This window comes from Pantanalinema sp. (genome assembly GCA_036704125.1).
Classification (GTDB): domain Bacteria; phylum Cyanobacteriota; class Sericytochromatia; order S15B-MN24; family UBA4093; genus JAGIBK01.
Window position 1 is genome coordinate 26,830 of sequence record DATNQI010000036.1, and the last position, 15,705, is coordinate 42,534.

Annotated in this window: 16 protein-coding genes; 5 read left to right on the forward strand and 11 right to left on the reverse strand. The window is 65.8% G+C overall.

Translation table 11 applies throughout. The features are described from left to right. Positions 1-75 precede the first annotated feature (75 nt). Entirely contained in the window at positions 76-1,029 is a 954-nt protein-coding gene (locus tag V6D00_05800) for a LysM peptidoglycan-binding domain-containing protein (protein HEY9898677.1), read from the reverse strand. A 385-nt stretch (positions 1,030-1,414) separates the two neighbouring features. On the opposite strand from V6D00_05800, the gene V6D00_05805 reads away from it, so the two are divergent. Continuing rightward, positions 1,415-3,847: a methyl-accepting chemotaxis protein gene (locus tag V6D00_05805; protein ID HEY9898678.1), complete on the forward strand. Its 2,433-nt coding sequence runs from the start codon at positions 1,415-1,417 to the stop codon at positions 3,845-3,847. A gap of 1 nt (position 3,848) precedes the next feature. Here the strand turns inward: V6D00_05805 and V6D00_05810 are convergent, their stop codons facing one another. The 3 genes from V6D00_05810 to V6D00_05820 form a co-directional block, all read right to left on the reverse strand. After that, positions 3,849-4,295, reverse strand: coding sequence for a hypothetical protein (locus tag V6D00_05810; protein ID HEY9898679.1), 447 nt, complete (start codon positions 4,293-4,295; stop codon positions 3,849-3,851). 98 nt (positions 4,296-4,393) lie between these two features. After that, the gene (locus tag V6D00_05815) at positions 4,394-5,788 is read right to left on the reverse strand and encodes an SDR family oxidoreductase (GenBank protein HEY9898680.1); all 1,395 of its coding nucleotides are present in this window, start codon (positions 5,786-5,788) and stop codon (positions 4,394-4,396) included. A 112-nt stretch (positions 5,789-5,900) separates the two neighbouring features. Further along, entirely contained in the window at positions 5,901-6,743 is an 843-nt protein-coding gene (locus tag V6D00_05820; protein HEY9898681.1) for a MerR family transcriptional regulator, read from the reverse strand. A gap of 104 nt (positions 6,744-6,847) precedes the next feature. Between V6D00_05820 and V6D00_05825 the strand changes: the two genes are divergently transcribed. Then, complete coding sequence (locus tag V6D00_05825) at positions 6,848-7,801, forward strand: NAD-dependent epimerase/dehydratase family protein (GenBank protein HEY9898682.1); 954 nt, start codon at positions 6,848-6,850, stop codon at positions 7,799-7,801. An 11-nt stretch (positions 7,802-7,812) separates the two neighbouring features. Here the strand turns inward: V6D00_05825 and V6D00_05830 are convergent, their stop codons facing one another. From V6D00_05830 to V6D00_05840, 3 genes are read right to left on the reverse strand one after another with little or no spacing between them, the layout of a single operon-like run. Then, a complete protein-coding gene (locus V6D00_05830) occupies positions 7,813-7,935 on the reverse strand; it encodes a hypothetical protein (protein HEY9898683.1) in 123 nt (40 codons plus the stop codon). A 57-nt stretch (positions 7,936-7,992) separates the two neighbouring features. Continuing rightward, positions 7,993-8,673 (reverse strand): pyrimidine 5'-nucleotidase, encoded by a 681-nt coding sequence (gene yjjG / locus V6D00_05835; GenBank protein ID HEY9898684.1) that lies wholly within the window; start codon positions 8,671-8,673, stop codon positions 7,993-7,995. 11 nt (positions 8,674-8,684) lie between these two features. Continuing rightward, entirely contained in the window at positions 8,685-9,272 is a 588-nt protein-coding gene (locus tag V6D00_05840) for a hypothetical protein (GenBank protein HEY9898685.1), read from the reverse strand. Positions 9,273-9,429: 157 nt separating this feature from the next. Between V6D00_05840 and V6D00_05845 the strand changes: the two genes are divergently transcribed. The 3 genes from V6D00_05845 to V6D00_05855 all read left to right on the forward strand — a co-directional run bounded on the left by V6D00_05845 (position 9,430) and on the right by V6D00_05855 (position 12,315). Continuing rightward, the gene (locus tag V6D00_05845) at positions 9,430-10,530 is read left to right on the forward strand and encodes a nitronate monooxygenase (GenBank protein HEY9898686.1); all 1,101 of its coding nucleotides are present in this window, start codon (positions 9,430-9,432) and stop codon (positions 10,528-10,530) included. Positions 10,531-10,681: 151 nt separating this feature from the next. After that, positions 10,682-11,551: an ABC transporter ATP-binding protein gene (locus V6D00_05850; protein ID HEY9898687.1), complete on the forward strand. Its 870-nt coding sequence runs from the start codon at positions 10,682-10,684 to the stop codon at positions 11,549-11,551. Next, the gene (locus V6D00_05855) at positions 11,548-12,315 is read left to right on the forward strand and encodes an ABC transporter permease (GenBank protein HEY9898688.1); all 768 of its coding nucleotides are present in this window, start codon (positions 11,548-11,550) and stop codon (positions 12,313-12,315) included. The genes V6D00_05850 and V6D00_05855 overlap by 4 nt, the downstream gene beginning before the upstream one ends. Positions 12,316-12,322: 7 nt before the next feature. On the opposite strand, the gene V6D00_05860 is transcribed toward V6D00_05855, so the two are convergent. The 4 genes from V6D00_05860 to V6D00_05875 form a co-directional block, all read right to left on the reverse strand. Continuing rightward, complete coding sequence (locus V6D00_05860; GenBank protein ID HEY9898689.1) at positions 12,323-12,868, reverse strand: DOMON-like domain-containing protein; 546 nt, start codon at positions 12,866-12,868, stop codon at positions 12,323-12,325. After that, positions 12,865-13,971: a phosphotransferase gene (locus V6D00_05865; protein HEY9898690.1), complete on the reverse strand. Its 1,107-nt coding sequence runs from the start codon at positions 13,969-13,971 to the stop codon at positions 12,865-12,867. The genes V6D00_05860 and V6D00_05865 overlap by 4 nt, the downstream gene beginning before the upstream one ends. Before the next feature lie 210 nt (positions 13,972-14,181). Continuing rightward, positions 14,182-14,874 carry a pseudouridine synthase gene (locus V6D00_05870; GenBank protein HEY9898691.1) on the reverse strand — a complete coding sequence of 231 codons (693 nt, stop codon included), beginning with the start codon at positions 14,872-14,874 and terminating at the stop codon, positions 14,182-14,184. 22 nt (positions 14,875-14,896) lie between these two features. Beyond that, positions 14,897-15,598 (reverse strand): DNA alkylation repair protein, encoded by a 702-nt coding sequence (locus V6D00_05875; GenBank protein ID HEY9898692.1) that lies wholly within the window; start codon positions 15,596-15,598, stop codon positions 14,897-14,899. Positions 15,599-15,705 lie beyond the last annotated feature (107 nt).

Below are 15,705 nucleotides of genomic sequence, written 5' to 3' on the forward strand. Positions count from 1 at the left end.
GCGTTTTGGGGCAAGGAGCAAAAAAGGTGATCCGTGCCCGGAGAACCGGGCCGGATCACCCTTGCGTTTTCGGCGTCAGGCGCTCGGCTCGCCCAGCATGGCGAAGCGACGGACGCTGTGGATGGAGCTGCCCTGGCCGAGCCACTTCTCGTAGTCGGGGGTATCGGGCTTCAGCTCCAGGACCTCGATGGCCTGCAGGTCCAGGTTCTCCCAGGTCACGCTGCCCGATTTGCCCAGGTTGTTGTAGGTGCCGTAGGCGAGGCGCACGGTGCCGTCGTCCTCCACCCCGAGCACGTTGACGGTGTGGTTGACGATGCCGTTGCGGTCCCAGTCGTAGAAGAGGATGTCCCCCGCGCGCAGATCGTCGACGTCCACCTTGCCGGTGGCGCGATCGTAGCCGGCGATGCCGTCACCGTCCGCGTCCTTCACGGGCCTGGCGTATTGCTTGGCGAGGTTGTCGGCGTTGATTGCCGGCAAGAAGTAGTTGGGCCCGTTCACGTTCGGCAGACCGCCCGGTGCGTCGGGGCGATAGACGTGCCAGGTGCCCTTGTCCCCGAAGGGGTTGGGGAGCCCGTTCTCCTCGCAGAAGTCCGTCAGCAACTTGGCCGCCAGATCGGCGCAGTCGATCTCGACGCCCTTGGCCTGCAGAGCCGCGGTCTGACGCGCGACGAAGGCGCCGTAGGCCTCGGCCGACGCCTTGCCCTCTGGCTTGTCCTGCGGCTTGCGCGGGGTGGGTTCGAAGCGATCGGGTTTCAGGGTGCTCCCGGCTTCCTGCCGTGCTTCCTTGGGAGGCTGCGCCGGCGCGACCGGGGCGCTCGCGGGCAGCTTCAGGACCATGCCGGCAGAGAGGCGATTGGGGTTGCTCCCGATGACGGCCTTGTTGAGGTCGTAGAGCTCGGGCCACCGCTTGGCGTCGCCCAGCACCTTGGCCGCGATGCGCGAGAGGGTCTCGCCGGGCTTGACGGTGTGGGTCGATTTGGCGCCCGGGCGCGGGGTGGGCGCCTTGTTGCCGTTGATGGGGGTGGGCATGGTGCGTCTTCTCCTGGGTTCGCCGGCTGCGATGAAGGGCCTTCGAGGATCGTTTTCCCGATCCTGACCCGAAAATCGATAAATAGCGCTTTAAGGATGGACTAAATTCCGCGCCTCGTTCGACGCGAAGGGGCATCACTGGCTTTGAATCCTCAAGAACCTGTCATCTTGGTGTTCGTTGTTGTGATGTGTATGACTGTATATGGGTATGACCACAATGTTATATGACTTTTTCGTGCCGATTCAGGCGCGCGACCTGGCGCCAGCGGGTGACCGGACAGCCGATTCACGCATCAGGCCCCGGATTTCCCGTGGCGCCGCACCGGGGGACAGCACCGACGAGCCGCGTTCCGCCGGCTCCGATCGAGCGACAGGAGGCCTTTCCGTGAAGCTGCCGAAGCTGAAACTCCAGGGCCAGTTGATGCTGCTGTGCGCGGCGATCGCCGTGGGTCCGATGGTCACCATCGGCCTGATCTTCATCAATCAATCGGCCCAGACCATCGTACACCAGGCCGAACAGGAGCTCAGAAGCGATCGCAAGGCCGCCCATGAGGTCTTCGCTGGCCAGATCAAGGCCCAGCGAGCGCTCTTGAGCGGGGCCAGCGACCAGGCCGCCATGCTTCAAGCCGGTGCGGACGCGCAGCTTTCGTTTCTGCGAGGCCTGCAGCGCCGCGCCAACCTGGACAGCGTCCTGCTGACCGACGCCAGCGGGCGCATCATCCGGGGAGTCTCGGGCAACGGCGCGAGCGTCCAGGGCGAGGTCGCCTGGTCCGAGCTGACGCGCCAGGCGCTGGCCGGGGAGCGGCCGGCCGGGTTCGAGGTCGTTCCCCCCGAGTTCCTCGCGGCCCATGGCCTGGGCGAAGCCGGCGCGATCAAGCTCATCGACACCCCGAACGCCCGCAAGCCGGCTTCCACCGTCGAGAGGCGCGGCATGATGATCCGCGCGGCCGCCCCCCTGGTCCAGGGGGGGCGGGTGATCGGGACGATCCAGAGCGCCCAGCTGATCAGCAAGCGCTTCGAGCTCGTGGACGAGGTGCAGGCCGAGCTCGGGGTGTCATGCACCGTCTTCCTGGACGACATCCGCGTCTCGACCAACCTCAAGAAGGCGGACGGCGCTCGCGCGATCGGCACCCTCGCCGCCACGCCGATCACCGACCGGGTCCTCAAGGGCGGTTCCGAGTTCAGCGGCCGGGCCTTCGTGGTCAAGGATTGGTTCCTGACGGCCTACGAGCCGATCCGTGACGTCATGGGCAACCGCATCGGGATCCTCTTCGTGGGCATCCCCGAGGCGCCCTTCGTGGCCATGCGAAACACCATGATCGGCCAGGTCGCCCTCGCCGCCCTCGTGCTGGGGCTCATCGCCGGCCTGCTGGGGCTCTGGTACACCCGCGACCTCCTGCGTCCGATCCGTCAGCTCAACCAGGTCGCCGAGGGCATCTCGGTGGGGGAGCTGGGCCACCGGCTGAGCATCGCGCGTCAGGACGAGCTCGGCGAGATGGCCCAGTCGATCCAGCGCATGGTGGCCTACCTGCAGGAGACGGCCTCCGCGGTGGAGGCCGTCCGTCGCGGCGACCTGGAGAAGCGGCTCAGCCCGAAGAGCGACCGTGACCAGTTCGGTCACGCCATCGTGGCGATGGTTCAAGGCCTGCGCGAGATCGTTCAGCGCGTGCGCTGCGCGGCCGACACCCTGGGGGACAGCTCGCAGCAGATCCGCGGCGCCAGCGACGGCATGTCCCAGCTGGCGACGGCCCAGGCGGCGAGCACCGAGCAAACGGCCACCACGATGGAGCAGATGGTCGAGAGTATCCTCGCGATCGATTCCAGCGCCCAGAGTCTCGGTGGGCAGGTGAGCGAGGTCCGGGGGCAGTCCGACCAGCTCGCCAGCGCAACCTCCCAGACCAGCTCGGCGATCGCCGAGCTGGCCGCGAGCATCCAGGAGACCGCCGGCAACGTGGCCCACGCCAACCGGATCTCCGAGCAGACCACGGCCGCCGCCGTGGCGGGCGAGGATGCGGTCATCAGGACCATGTCCGGCATGCGCGCGATCGCCGAGACGATGCATGGGATCCGCGCGACGATCGAGGTGCTGGAGCAGCGCTCCGGCGAGATCGGCCGCATCCTCGAGGTGATCGACGACATCGCCGAGCAGACCAACCTGCTGGCGCTCAACGCCGCCATCGAGGCGGCCCGCGCCGGCGACGCGGGCCGCGGCTTCGCGGTGGTGGCCGACGAAGTTCGCAAGCTGGCCGAGCGCTCGGCCCTCGCGACCAAGGAGATCGGCGGGCTCATTAAGGGCATCCAGAACGAGACGGCCCAGGCCGTCGGGGTCACCCAGGAGGGCACCACCCGGGTCGAGGAGGGCACCCAGCTGGCCACCCGGACCAACGAGGCCCTGAGGCGCATCAAGGAGGCCGCGCTGGAGGCCAAGCGACTGCTGGACCAGGTGGCCATCGCTTCCAGCGAGCAGGCGCGGGCCAGCGCCCATATCGTGACCACCTCGGAAGAGATGGCCGCGATCAACCTTCGCGTCTCACAAGCCGTCGCGGCCATGGACCAGCTCACCCGCCGGGTGATGCACGCCACCGGCGAACAGCGCCAGGCTTCCCAGCAGGTGGTCACGGCGGTCGATGAGCTCAGCTGCCACGCCCGGGAGTCGGCCGAGGCGAGTCAGCGGGTCGCTCGCACCGCCGGAGAGCTCAGCCGGCAGGCTCAGGCACTACAGGGGGCGGTCGGGTTCTTCCACCTTTCGGCGGAGCCCGATCCGTGCCAGCTGGACGTCACGATCAAGCGGGTCCTGGCCCTGCCCCCGCAGAGCTAACTCAGAGCCTGCGCTCGAGGGACTGCCGCTTGCTTTCATAGGCCCTTCCCAGGCCCAGCTCGAGGGCCAGGTCGCAGAGGCCGAGGGCCTGCTCGATTTCTCCGGTGTCGGCCAGCAGGGCGATCCCCCGCTCGCAAAAGCGCAGCTCCGGCAGGTAGGCCTTGAACTCGCGCTGCGCCTCCTCTTGCGCCGAGGGCATGTAGCGCTGCGCCTCGGCGACCGCCTCGAGGGCCCGCTCCTCGTCGCCCGCCAGGTAGCTGGCTTCCACCAGCAGGTCGTGGGCGAAGAATTTCACGGCGTTGGGAAGGCTGTGCTGGGCGGAGATCACCTTCTCGAGGTAGCGCTGCGCCTCGGCGGGGCCGTGGCCGTTCGCTTCCTGGTGGCCGCTTCGCAGGTCCTGAAGGACGTCGGCGGGTGTCTTGCGCTTGGGCTCCTGGCGTTTGGACATGGCGTGGGTCTCTTTCTGTGTGGATGGGCGGTCTCGAAAAACCGGGACTGAAATCGCGACCCCGGTGGGCTCGCGGACAGGGCTTTACCGAGCGGGCATCACCAGGCGCAGACCCGGTAGTCCTTCAGGAATACCCCGAAGAACGGCTTTTCCGGGCTCTCGGTGCCTTGCGCGACGGGGTGGTAGATCCGCGAGGCGCCGTCGATGATGTCGAGCGGCGGAAAGAAGCCGCGCTCGCCCTGCCCGCGCTCGCGCTTGGGGGTCGGGTTCTCGTCGGTGATCCAGCCGGTGTCGACGCTGGTCATGTAGATGCGATCGCGCGCGAAGTCGTCGCCCGAGGTGCGCGTCATCATGTTCAGGGCCGCCTTCGCCATGTTGGTGTGGGGGTGGTAGACCGTCTTGTGGCGGTTGAACTGGCCTTCCATCGCCGAGACGTTGACGATGAAGCGCCGCTCGAACGAAGACCGCGTCATCAGGGGTTTCAGCCGGCTGTTCAGCAGGAACGGGGCGGTCACGTTGATCAGCTGAACCTCGAGCATCTCGGGGGCGCTGACCTCGTCGAGCCTGAGCATCCAGCTGTTGCTGCTCCGGGTGTCCAGGCGCTCCTCGTTGTCCACGAAGCGATCGACGCTCATCACGTCCCGAAGGGCGGGCAGGGCGGCCGAGCCGTCGGTGAGCGCCATGGTCGACGAGACGGGCGCCTCCTGGACGACCAGGCGGCGGGCTTCCTGCGGCAGAAGCTCCATGGGGCGCTGCTCCTGGGCGAGCAGCTCCGAGTAGAAGCCCTGCGGGCGGCGTACGGTCTGGGCGGCGTTGTGGATCAGGATCTCGAGCGAGGGCTCCGTCTGGAGGAGATGCTGCGCGAAGGCTTCAACGGAGGGGAGGTTGCGCAGATCGAGGCCGTAGAGGCGGAGCCGGTGCAGCCATTCGGCGGAGTCCGGCTCGGCGTACAGGCGGCTGGCGGCGGCGTGGGGAAAGCGCGTCGTGACGATCACCTTCGCCCCGTCGCGAAGCAGCTTCAGGACGGTTTGGTGCCCGATCTTCACCCGTCCGCCGGTCACCAGCGCGGTTTGCCCCGTCAGGTCGGCACGCAGGTGGCGCATGCGAAAGTTGAAGGCGGCGCACGACGGACACAGCAGGTGGTAGAAGCCGTGAACCTCGGTGAAGTCCGCCTTGCACACGTAGCAGGTTTCGGGCTGGTTGAGGGTCCTCACGGCCGTCGAGGGCAGCTGCAGCAGGGGCGAGGCCGGGCTCAGGGCGTCTCGCTGGATCTGCACCATGGCCGTGGTGGCCTGCAGCTCGCGATCTTCGCTCTGCTGCCGCTGCCGCTCGGCGTTCTTGTCGAGCCGCTTGCCCTCTCGGTAGACCTTGGCGACAAGGCTATTCAGGCGATCGCTTCGCGCGATGGTGCCGCGCGAGTCGGCGATGCGCTGCAGGACGCTGAGACAGGTTTCCAGTTCGTCGGGGGAAATATCCAGGGGGAGCCTCCACAAGCTTGAGCGTCGGCGCGATGGCCGTTCCCAGTGATTATACGCTACCAGGGGATCCGCTCATCCAGGGTTCCCCCCGCCGTCGCGTCCCGCAAGCCTCATGGCCGCTGGCGCGTCAAGCCAGTGGCACCACGGGCAGCTGGATTTCGAGCAGGACATCGTCGAAGTCGGGGTGGGTCAGCTCGCGACCGAACAGGTGAAGCTCCCGGTACGGCCCGGCCGAGGCAAAGCCGTTCGACCCTGCCCATAGGAAGAGGGCCAGTACCGCCTGGCCCGCATCCATGAAGCGGCCGCGATGGATCACGCTGGCGACCTGCGAATGGGCCGGCAGCTCGTAGATCCGCAGGCCGTCCGGGACCTTCCGGGCGGTACCGGAGACGGCGGTCGCCGCCTCCATGTCGAAGATCTCCTGGTCCATATCCGGGTCGTGGTACAGCACGAGCTCGGGGGACTGGGGCTCGAGGCCGGAGGCTTCGACCTTCTCGTTAAGTCGCTTGAAGAGCCGGCAGCGATCGGTTGCCATCGCCGCGAGGTTCGGAATCACGCCCCGCAGCGACGCGATTCGCAGCGTGGCCTGGGACTTGAGGACCACCTCGTAGGCCGGAAGCTGTCCCTCCTGCTCGATCTGGCGCAGTCTCGCCTCGACGCGGGCCAGCCGGGCGTGGCCCTCGGCGAGCTGACGCGCAAGCTCTTCCTGCTTGGCTTCAAGGAGGCCGCGCAACGCTTCGGCGGGCAGGTCGTGGGCCAAGAGGCTCGCGATCTGCTCCAGGGACAGCCCCAGATCCTTGAGGGCCAGAATGCGGTTCAGTCTTGGCAGCTGGTCGGCGCGGTAGTAGCGATAGTCCGTGAAGGTGTCGACGTGCGAGGGCTTGAGCAGGCCCATCTCGTCGTAGTGGCGCAGGGTACGGACCGATACCTGCCCCAGCTGAGAGAACTCCCCGATCTTGAACACGCCCATCGACCCCCCATTGACCCTCTCGCTACGGCAGACTCCATGCTAGCCAAACATGCCGCTGACTGGCAAAGCAGGCGCACCACGCATTCGAGAAAGGCGATTCCCTCATGACCCCTTCGAACCTCCACGTGATCATCGGCGCTGGACCACTCGGGCTGAGCTTGGCCGAGCAACTCCTCGCCCAAGACAGGCGCGTTCGCCTCGTCAGCCGGCGTGGGCGCCCTCTCTCGGGGAGCCTGAGTGCGGCGGAGGTGCGCGCAGCCGATGTGACTTCGTTCGATCAGGTGCGGGCCGCTTGTGAAGGGGCAGGCGTCATCTACCACTGTGCCGTCCCGCGCTACACCGATTGGGTCGAGCAGTGCGTCCCCCTGATGGCAGGCATCCTCGAGGGCGCAGCCGCGAGCGGGGCGAAGCTGGTGTACGGTGACAACCTCTACGCCTACGGCCCCGTCACCGGCCCCATTCACGAAGGCTTGCCTGCCGCGGCCACGGATCGCAAGGGGATGGCGCGCGCCCGAGTGGCGGACATGCTGCTCTCATCCCATCGCGCCGGCCGCGTGCGCGGGACGATCGGGCGTGCGTCGGACTTCTATGGGCCCGGCGTGTCGACGTCGACCATGGGCGATCGCGTCTTCCGGGCGCTACTGGCCGGACGTCCCGCGGACCTCGTCGGCAATCCGGACCAGCCGCACACCTATACCTACATCGAGGACTTCGCGCGAGCCCTCATCGTGCTGGGCGATCGCGACGACGCCCTCGGGGGGATCTGGCACGTCCCGAACGCGCCGACCCTGACGGCGCGTCACTTCATCGCCAAGGTGGGCGCTCAGCTGGGGAGCGCTCCCGAAATCCGGGTGGCGCCGGGCTGGCTCATCCGGGCGATGGGCGCCTTCGCTCCCATGGTCCGCGAAGTGGCCGAGATGCTCTACTCCTCCGAGCGGCCCTACATCGTCGATCACGGGAAGTTCGAGCGAGCGTTCTGCGACATCGCCACCTCGCACGACGAGGCGATCCGTAAGACGCTCGACTGGTGTCGCGCGCAGCCGGAGATGCAACCGTAAGCGAGCTCGCCCTAGGGCGAGGCGAATATTCCTGCTTCGTCCAGGCGGTGCAGCGACTCCGCGTCCAGTTGGAGCCTGAGCGCGCCAAGCAGGTCTTGGGCCTGGGCGACCGAGGTCGCGCTCGCGATGGCCAAGGTGATTCCCGGTCGAGTCCATCGTGGTAACCCAGAGGAGAGTCGCTCGGGGAAAGATCACCCTCCCAGCACGATGGTGGACAGGTGACTGAAGTGGTGGATCTCGTGGGTGGGAGCGCAGGCAGGATCCGCCTTGGCCGGGTTGTACCAGCAGGTCGCCAATCCCTGCGCCGCCGCCCCGGCGATGTCCGTGTGCGGGTTGTCCCCGACCATCAAGACCCTGGCGGCATCGGGCTGGCCCATCAGGCTCAGGGCGTGCTGGAAGATGGCAGGCTCGGGTTTGACGTACTGGATCTCATCGGAGATCACGAGCGGCTCGAACCAGTCGCTCCAGCCATGCCGCACCAGGCGCCCCCGCTGCGTCTCGCTGAATCCGTTGGTGATGATCCCCATCCTCACTCGCCCTCTCAGCTGGGCAAGGGTCTCGCGGACCCCCTCGAGGGGCTCGCTCATGGCGACGATTTGCTGCAAGAAGGCCTCGTTCATGGCCTGGGCCGTGACGCCGGCGAGCGGGGCAAAGGGGGCGAAGCGCCGCTCCTGCAATCCGAGCGAGTCGATCTGCCCGAGGTGATACTGCTCCCAGAGGTGGTGATTGAGCGACTTGTACTCGGCCAGCAGCGATTCGGTGGCCGGCACGCCGTGCAAGTGGAGCATTTGCGTCAGCGCCTTGCTGGCGGGAAAGTCGAGCAAGGTTTCGTCCAGGTCGAACAGGACCCAGTCATACAGGGGAGTGGCCATTTGTTTCCTTTTCAGTCTTTCCTCGCGCGTTGCAGGCCGAGCACCTCGCGCAGGGCGAGCTCCATCTCCGCCTGCAACGGTCCCACGCCACGCAGTTCGAAGGGGCCGCCCACCAGGCGCTTGTGCTTGATGTCCAGCAGCGTCTCGCCCGTCTGGGCCCGGACGGCTCGGAGCTGGAACCTGACGTCGCTGTAGGTGCTCCAGAGCACGGGAATCGAGAGGTAGAGCTGCGGCCCGAGCTCCTCGACGGTGATGGTCACGACCGTGTCGACCCCGGCCTGCCTTGCCTCGGCGAGGCCGAGATCGGCAGTTGCTGACCAGCGCGCGAAGGGGCGGATCTCCGCGACCCGCGAGGCGGGCAGGTCACGGAAGACCGCTTCGATGGCTGCTCGGGCGATGCGCTCGCGAGATTCGGGCTCCTTCTGATCGGGGCGCCAGCGCGTTTCCGGCCGCACCGAGATCACGCCGAGCGATGCTCGAGCCGGTTGATATAGCGGCGCTTCGCCTTGCAGCAACTCGTGCTGGACTTGCACGGAGGCGCACCCCCCGAGGAAGAGCGCGGTAACTGTGACGGCGATGAACGATCTGATCCGAAACATTCTTCCTCAGCTCGGGGCGGCTTGAAGCCACCTCCATGATTGTTGCAGGATGCGAGTCTCCCCCTGCTCGCATTATCCCACATGGCTTTACTGATATTGATCTACCTCTGGGGTGTGGGAAGATAATATGCCAGCATCGAGATTGAGGAGAGTTGATATGAAGACTTGGCCTGATCGTCGCATCCAGGATCTCCTGGGAATCGAGCTACCGATCCTTCAGGCACCGATGGCCGGGGGGGCCTCCTCGGAAATGGCGATCGCCGTCTCGGAAGCCGGTGGCCTCGGGGCGCTTGCCTGCGGCATGTTGACCGCAGAGCAGGTGCGGCAGAAGCTTGGCGCCATCCGCGAGCAAACGTCCCGGCCAGTCAACCTCAATTTCTTCTGCCACCAGCCAGCAACGGCCGATCCGGAGCGCGAGCGGGCATGGAGAGGGTGCCTGGAGCGGTATTACCGGGAACTTGGCCTCGCTCCCGATGTGCCGGTTCCGAAAATCGACCGTGCGCCGTTCGATCAGGCCCTGGCCGAGCTCGTGGCGGAGCTCAAGCCCGAGGTCGTCAGCTTCCACTTCGGCTTGCCTTCCCGGGACCTCTTCGACCGCGTCAAGGCGGCCGGGGCGAAGGTCTTCTCGTCCGCGACCACCGTGGAGGAGGCAACCTGGCTCGAGAGTCGAGGATGCGATGCCATCATCGCTCAAGGTAGCGAAGCCGGCGGGCATCGCGGCATGTTTCTCACGCAGGATCCTTCCACCCAGATCGGGACGCTGGCCCTCGTGCCACAGGTGGTCGATGCGGTGAAGGTCCCGGTGATCGCAGCGGGCGGTATTGCCGACGGGCGCGGAATCGCGGCGGCGTTTGCGCTTGGTGCCGCGGCGGTGCAGATCGGGACGGCCTACCTGCGCAGTCCTGAAGCGACCATCACGGCGCTCCATCGAGAGGCCCTGAAGACCGCCAAGGCCGACCAGACGGCGCTCACCAACGTCTTTACGGGAAGACTGGCGCGCTCGATCACCAATCGCTTGGTCCGTGAGGTTGGCCCCATTTCGGTCCGGGCACCGGAATTTCCTCTGGCCGTGGGGGCTCTCGCCCCCTTGCGCGCTCGCGCCGAGCAGGAGGGTTCGGCCGATTTCAGCTCGCTTTGGGCTGGGCAGGCGTTTCACCTGGCCCGTGAGCTTCCGGCTGGAGAATTGACCAGGCGGCTCGCGGAGGAAGCACTGACGGCATTGCGATCGCTGAATGCGCCTCGGGAAGTCTTTCGCTGAAGCCGCGACCGTGCTCTTTCATTTCGATACGGGCGGTTGTGCGGTAGGATAGCAAGACATCATCGGGAGGTGCGTCATTTCGGGATTCGCGATCGCAACAACCGGCCTCAGCAAAGCATACGGACGCTTCTTTGGCTCTGCTCACCTGGCGGTGAGCGACTTGAACCTCACCGTGCCTGAGGGAACCGTTTTTGGGCTCCTTGGGCCCAATGGTGCGGGCAAGACCACGACCATCATGATGCTCCTCGGCATCATCCGACCCACGGCGGGCAACTTCAGCCTCTTCGGGCGTCCAATGAGCGACGTGGCCGTCCGGAAGCGCGTCGGCTACGTGCCGGAGAAGTTTCAGCTGCCCGGTCTGCTCAAGGCGGCGGAGTTCCTGCGCTTTCATGGCCGGATGCACGGTCTGGGCGGCGCGAGCCTGGAGCATCGGATCGTGGCCTTGCTCAATGAGGTGGGGCTCGGCGATCGCGCTTCTTCTCCGATTTCCAGCCTTTCGAAGGGCATGCAGCAGCGCCTGGCATTGGCCCAGGCCCTGCTCAACGATCCGGATCTCATCATTCTCGACGAGCCCACCTCGGCTCTCGATCCCATGGGGCGCATGGAGGTGCGCACCATCGTCGAGGGCCTGCGGGCACGGGGTAAGACGGTTCTCTTGAACTCCCACATCTTGGCCGACGTGGAGCAGGTCTGTGACAGCGTCGCTATCTTACAAAAGGGGAAACTGGAGCGCCAAGGCCCCATGAAGGTCCTCACCTCCCAGGCCATCACCCTGCATCTCAAGGTCGGGGGCCTCACGGCCGGCTTGCAGGACCAGCTCAGCAAGCTTGGCGAGAACTTCCGCATCGTATCGACCGGCGAAGTGACCGAGATGGAGCTCATGCTTCCGAGCGAGGAGCTGGTGCCCCACATCGCCGAGATCGTTCAGGCACAGGGCGGCCGCATTTATGCGTTGAGCCCACGCCAAGAGAGCCTGGAATCGCTCTTCATTCGCGTGGTCAAGGAGGGACGACAAGCATGATGACCATCGCCTTCCTGACCATGCTCGAGCAATGGCGCCAGCGCACGCCTTGGGGCTTCCTCGTCGTCGGGGCCCTCATGGCGCTGCCGGCCCTGCTCCCAGTGGACGGCATGCACGTCAACGGCGCCCAGATGCAGGGCATGGGCATCCTCGACGGCCTTTTGGGCTTCGCGCAGTTCGTTGCGGTCTTTCTGACGATTGCAACGGCGAGCGGCCTCGTGGCCAACGATCGCGAGCGCGGCACCCTCCTCCTGCTCATCACCAAGCCGCTGCCCCGGTATCAGGTCCTGTTGGGCAAGCTCGCCGGCGCTTGCGCCTTCATGCTGCTGGTCTGGCTCTGCTGGGGGGCGATCGCGGCACTGGCGCTCGGTTTCAAGTTCGGTAGCGCCATCATGTTGCCGACTCTGACGGGCTTTGCGGCTTCCTGCCTGACCTCCTGGCTCCTGATCGCGTTCTGCCTCTTCTGGTCGTGCTTCTTGCCCGCGAACTCAACCATGGGCCTCGGAGTCCTGGGATGGCTGGCGGCGACGATCGCACCCAAGATCGCCATGGCGGCGAACGCTTGGGGCAAGCCGATCGCCGCGCGGGCCTTCGAGGGCCTGCACTGGGCCCTGCCCACGGATGTGCTCTCCGATGCGGCCAAGCAACTCGCCGCTGGCGAGACGCCGGAGAAAGCGGCTTACGCGGCAATTCTGGCGATCGCTGCGTGGTGGCTCGCTTCGACCCTCGTGTTCTCGCAGCGTGACTTGGCGCCCCGCGACTAAAGAACTCTTATTCGCCTAACCGAACCCCAAAAGCGTCGGGATGGTGGAAATCCGGCTGGGTGCCGGGGTGGGACAAGGCCCAGTAGGTAACCCGGCCTCCAGGCTCCGCGACCACCGTCGAAACGGCGAGCAGCCATGGGGCGGCTGCCAGCCCCAGCTCCGTCGGATCGATGCAGACCGAGACCTCGCAAGCCTCTGGCCGGTTTGAGACCGTGAAGGGCAGGGCTTCGAAGGCCGTCTCATCCGTCATGCCGGCGCGGTAGTCGTCGAAGTGAAAGACGTTCCAGTGACCTGCCGGAGACAGGTTGAACTCCCAGTAGCCGGGGCGTTCCGGGCTGGCGAGGAAGAACTCGAAACAGGTTTCCTCCCAGAGCTCGCGTCGTCGCTCGGGGCGCGCCGCAGGCAAAGGGAGCGCGAGCGAACCAGGAGGGCCTTCGAGCCGCCAACTCAGGTGGAGGGCCGCACCCTCGCGCCGGGCCTTGCCGCAGACCCGCACCCCTGCCGGAAAGGGCAAGCCTGGATACGGCTCGAGGACGAAGTCGGTCGGCTTCATCGCAGGGCCTGGATGAGGCCCTTCAGCTCCGCGAAGTGTTCGTGGATGCTCTGAGCAAGCCTGAACTGGACGAGCGCGCGGGCCAGATTCCGACCACGGCGGGCGACCTTGAAATAGACGTCACCTTCGAGGTGATCCGTGAAGAAACGCAGGCCAAGCTCGAAGGCAATGAGTCGGACCGATTCGGGAAGGTAATCGAAATCGGCGTCGTCGAAAAAGCCACGGGCGACCGACAGATAGCCCTCCAGCACGGCCTTGCCGAGCACCGGGTCGAACCGCACGTCCTGCCAGCGATCCGTCTCCTCACCATCCGGGTTGCATGACGAACGCAGGCAGTCGCCGATGTCGTATTGCACGAGACCCGGCTTGATGGTGTCCAGATCGACCATCGCGATGGCTTTGCCCGTGACGTCGTCGAACAGGATATTGTTGACCTTGGGATCGCCGTGGATCGGCCTAAGGCGCAGAATACCCTGCTCGCGAGCTCGCTCGAGGACAGGAACCCAGTCCCGGTGTTCCTCGATGAACCGGGCGCACCATTCTTCCTCGGTCGAAAGCGAGGCGCCAGCGGAAGGAGCGACCTTGTCATAGTGGGCGAGGTATTCCGGGGCGATGTGAAAGCCGGGAAGGGTGTCCGCCAACTCCGCGATGGGAAGATCGCTGAGCAGGGAATGGAAGGTGCCGAGGGCGTATCCGACCTCCCAGGCTCGGTCGGGATCATGAACCGTATCGACCGTCTGCGAACGTCCGATGAACCGCAGGGCACGCCAGTAAGAGCCATCGCTCGCCAACCAGTGATCGGAGCCTTCGTTGGTCTGCAGGACGTGGGGAACCTCCCACCGACGACCGGTGGCGGGGTTCCCAGGCTGAGTCCGCTGCTCGAGATGCCTCGATATCGATCGGATGTTGCTCATGACCAGGTCGGGCTGCTGGAACACCCTGGTATTGAGCTTTTGCAGCAGGAACGGCTCTTCAGTGCCGCCTTCCGGCGTCACCAGGTAGGTCTTGTTGATGTTTCCGCTCCCGTATTCCCGGATCGTGGCGATCCGCGACGGGGGAAGGTACCGGGAGACAACATCGTTCAGAAGGGTGGTTTCCTGCATTCCAACACTCATTAGTAGTTCTTTCTCATCGGACGAAGTGAGCAAATGATACCCTGGCAAGGGGTGCCCCGCAACACTGACCCGGGCCGGAAATCCGCGTCAGGCTTCGGCGAGTTCGAGCGGTTCACGGATCGTTCGCTCGGAATCCGGGCACCGGTCAGGTCCTGAGCGCGCCGATACCGTATTTCCCCGCAGCGAGCCGCCCTCACCCTACACCTTGCGCCACGTGTTCCACTCGGCCCCCAGTCTCGCTTCCAGGCGCACGTCTTCCCCGCTGAACGGATGCCGCAACTCCAGCCGGTAGGCGTGCAGCCACAGTCGCTGCATGCCCAGCTTCGCTGCGAGATCGCGGTTGAGCGGTCCCTTGCCGTGGGTGGCATCGCCGATGATGGGATGGGCGATGTGCTTCATGTGCCGGCGCAACTGATGGCGTCGACCGGTCAGGGGGGACAGCTCCACCAGCGCGCAGCGGGTGGTAGGGAACCGACCTTGCGGCAATGGCAGCTCATACCGCTCGAGAGTCCAAAAGCGGGTCAGGGCCTGCTGAGCCTCCTCGCGCCGGTCGTGTCGGTCGTCGGGAATACGGCGCAGGGGATGGTCGATCAGGCCCTCGTCGGCCGGCCATCCGCGCACCACGGCGCGGTAGGTCTTGTGCAGGCCCTCACCCGCTTCGAAGGCCTGGCCAATCGCGCGGGCACCCAGAGCGTCCAGGGCGAACAGCAACACGCCGCTGGTGCCCTTGTCCAGCCGATGCACCGGCCAGACCGGTCGGCCCAGTTGGTCGCGCAGCATCTGCAGCGCAAAGCGGGTCTCGCCCGCGTCCAGGCCGGTGCGGTGTACCAGCAGCCCCGGCGGCTTGTCCACCGCCACCAGATAGTCGTCGCCATAGAGAATCGAGAGCATACGATAGGCGGGGGCGAAACGCCTAGCGCCGGCGGCGCAGAGCGATGGCGGCAGGAATCCACTCCGGGGGATAGCTGGAGGTGCAGCCCTTGGGGATCGGGCGATCGTCCCAGCGTCCCAGCCGCTCGCCGGCTGCGATGGCCTTCTCGGTGTGCGACGCATGGTACACCCCGATCATCACCAGGCACATGTTCATCGCTTCTTTCTTGGGCCTGGGGGTCGCCGGGAGTTCCGTTTCGATCTTTGCCATGAGCGCGTCGAGATCGAGGGTGCCCTTCTTGTCGTTCTGCACGGCCGAAGTCATGAGGTTCCACCCGGCGCGGCCCAACAGTAGATCGGCCGAGTCAAGCCACCTTGAACGTAAGGCCCCGGCCAAGTTCGACACCTCCAGGACGTTGCCTGTCAGCTTGTCGAGGATCGGCGGCGAATCGCAGCTTTCGGCCAGGCGGATGCAATCCTCTTCGGTCAACTGCTTGGGATCCAGAAGCATGGTCGCCAGGACCCGCGCCTCGAACCAGCCGGAATCCCAGAGTGCGAGGCCCAGGGCGTGTTGCTTGTTGAGCCCCTTGGCCAGCACTCGAAGGTCGCCCATCTTGTTGCCGAATACCTTGTCCCCGACCCCTTGCTTCGCATAGATCTTGCGGACCGAGGCCAAGCCTTTTGCCTCCAGATCGGCAAGGATCTCCGCTGCGCTTGGAATTTCCTGAGTCGTTTTTTTCTGCATACCTAAACTTACCATCCATTCGAGTTTCAGCCGAGCCTGAACGAGCAAGGAGTGCAAGGCTGTAACGCAATATGCTTGACCATCTTGGCCGTTGGTGTCGTCAATCC

What these genes read in the sequence shown, in the direction of transcription:
- V6D00_05800 (HEY9898677.1), bottom strand. Translation starts at nt 1,029, where the DNA reads ATGCCCACCCCCATCAACGGCAACAAGGCGCCCACCCCGCGCCCGGGC.
- V6D00_05810 (HEY9898679.1), bottom strand. Translation starts at nt 4,295, where the DNA reads ATGTCCAAACGCCAGGAGCCCAAGCGCAAGACACCCGCCGACGTCCTT.
- V6D00_05820 (HEY9898681.1), bottom strand. Translation starts at nt 6,743, where the DNA reads ATGGGCGTGTTCAAGATCGGGGAGTTCTCTCAGCTGGGGCAGGTATCG.
- V6D00_05825 (HEY9898682.1), top strand. Translation starts at nt 6,848, where the DNA reads ATGACCCCTTCGAACCTCCACGTGATCATCGGCGCTGGACCACTCGGG.
- yjjG (HEY9898684.1), bottom strand. Translation starts at nt 8,673, where the DNA reads ATGGCCACTCCCCTGTATGACTGGGTCCTGTTCGACCTGGACGAAACC.
- V6D00_05840 (HEY9898685.1), bottom strand. Translation starts at nt 9,272, where the DNA reads ATGTTTCGGATCAGATCGTTCATCGCCGTCACAGTTACCGCGCTCTTC.
- V6D00_05845 (HEY9898686.1), top strand. Translation starts at nt 9,430, where the DNA reads ATGAAGACTTGGCCTGATCGTCGCATCCAGGATCTCCTGGGAATCGAG.
- V6D00_05855 (HEY9898688.1), top strand. Translation starts at nt 11,548, where the DNA reads ATGATGACCATCGCCTTCCTGACCATGCTCGAGCAATGGCGCCAGCGC.
- V6D00_05860 (HEY9898689.1), bottom strand. Translation starts at nt 12,868, where the DNA reads ATGAAGCCGACCGACTTCGTCCTCGAGCCGTATCCAGGCTTGCCCTTT.
- V6D00_05865 (HEY9898690.1), bottom strand. Translation starts at nt 13,971, where the DNA reads ATGCAGGAAACCACCCTTCTGAACGATGTTGTCTCCCGGTACCTTCCC.
- V6D00_05870 (HEY9898691.1), bottom strand. Translation starts at nt 14,874, where the DNA reads ATGCTCTCGATTCTCTATGGCGACGACTATCTGGTGGCGGTGGACAAG.
- V6D00_05875 (HEY9898692.1), bottom strand. Translation starts at nt 15,598, where the DNA reads ATGCAGAAAAAAACGACTCAGGAAATTCCAAGCGCAGCGGAGATCCTT.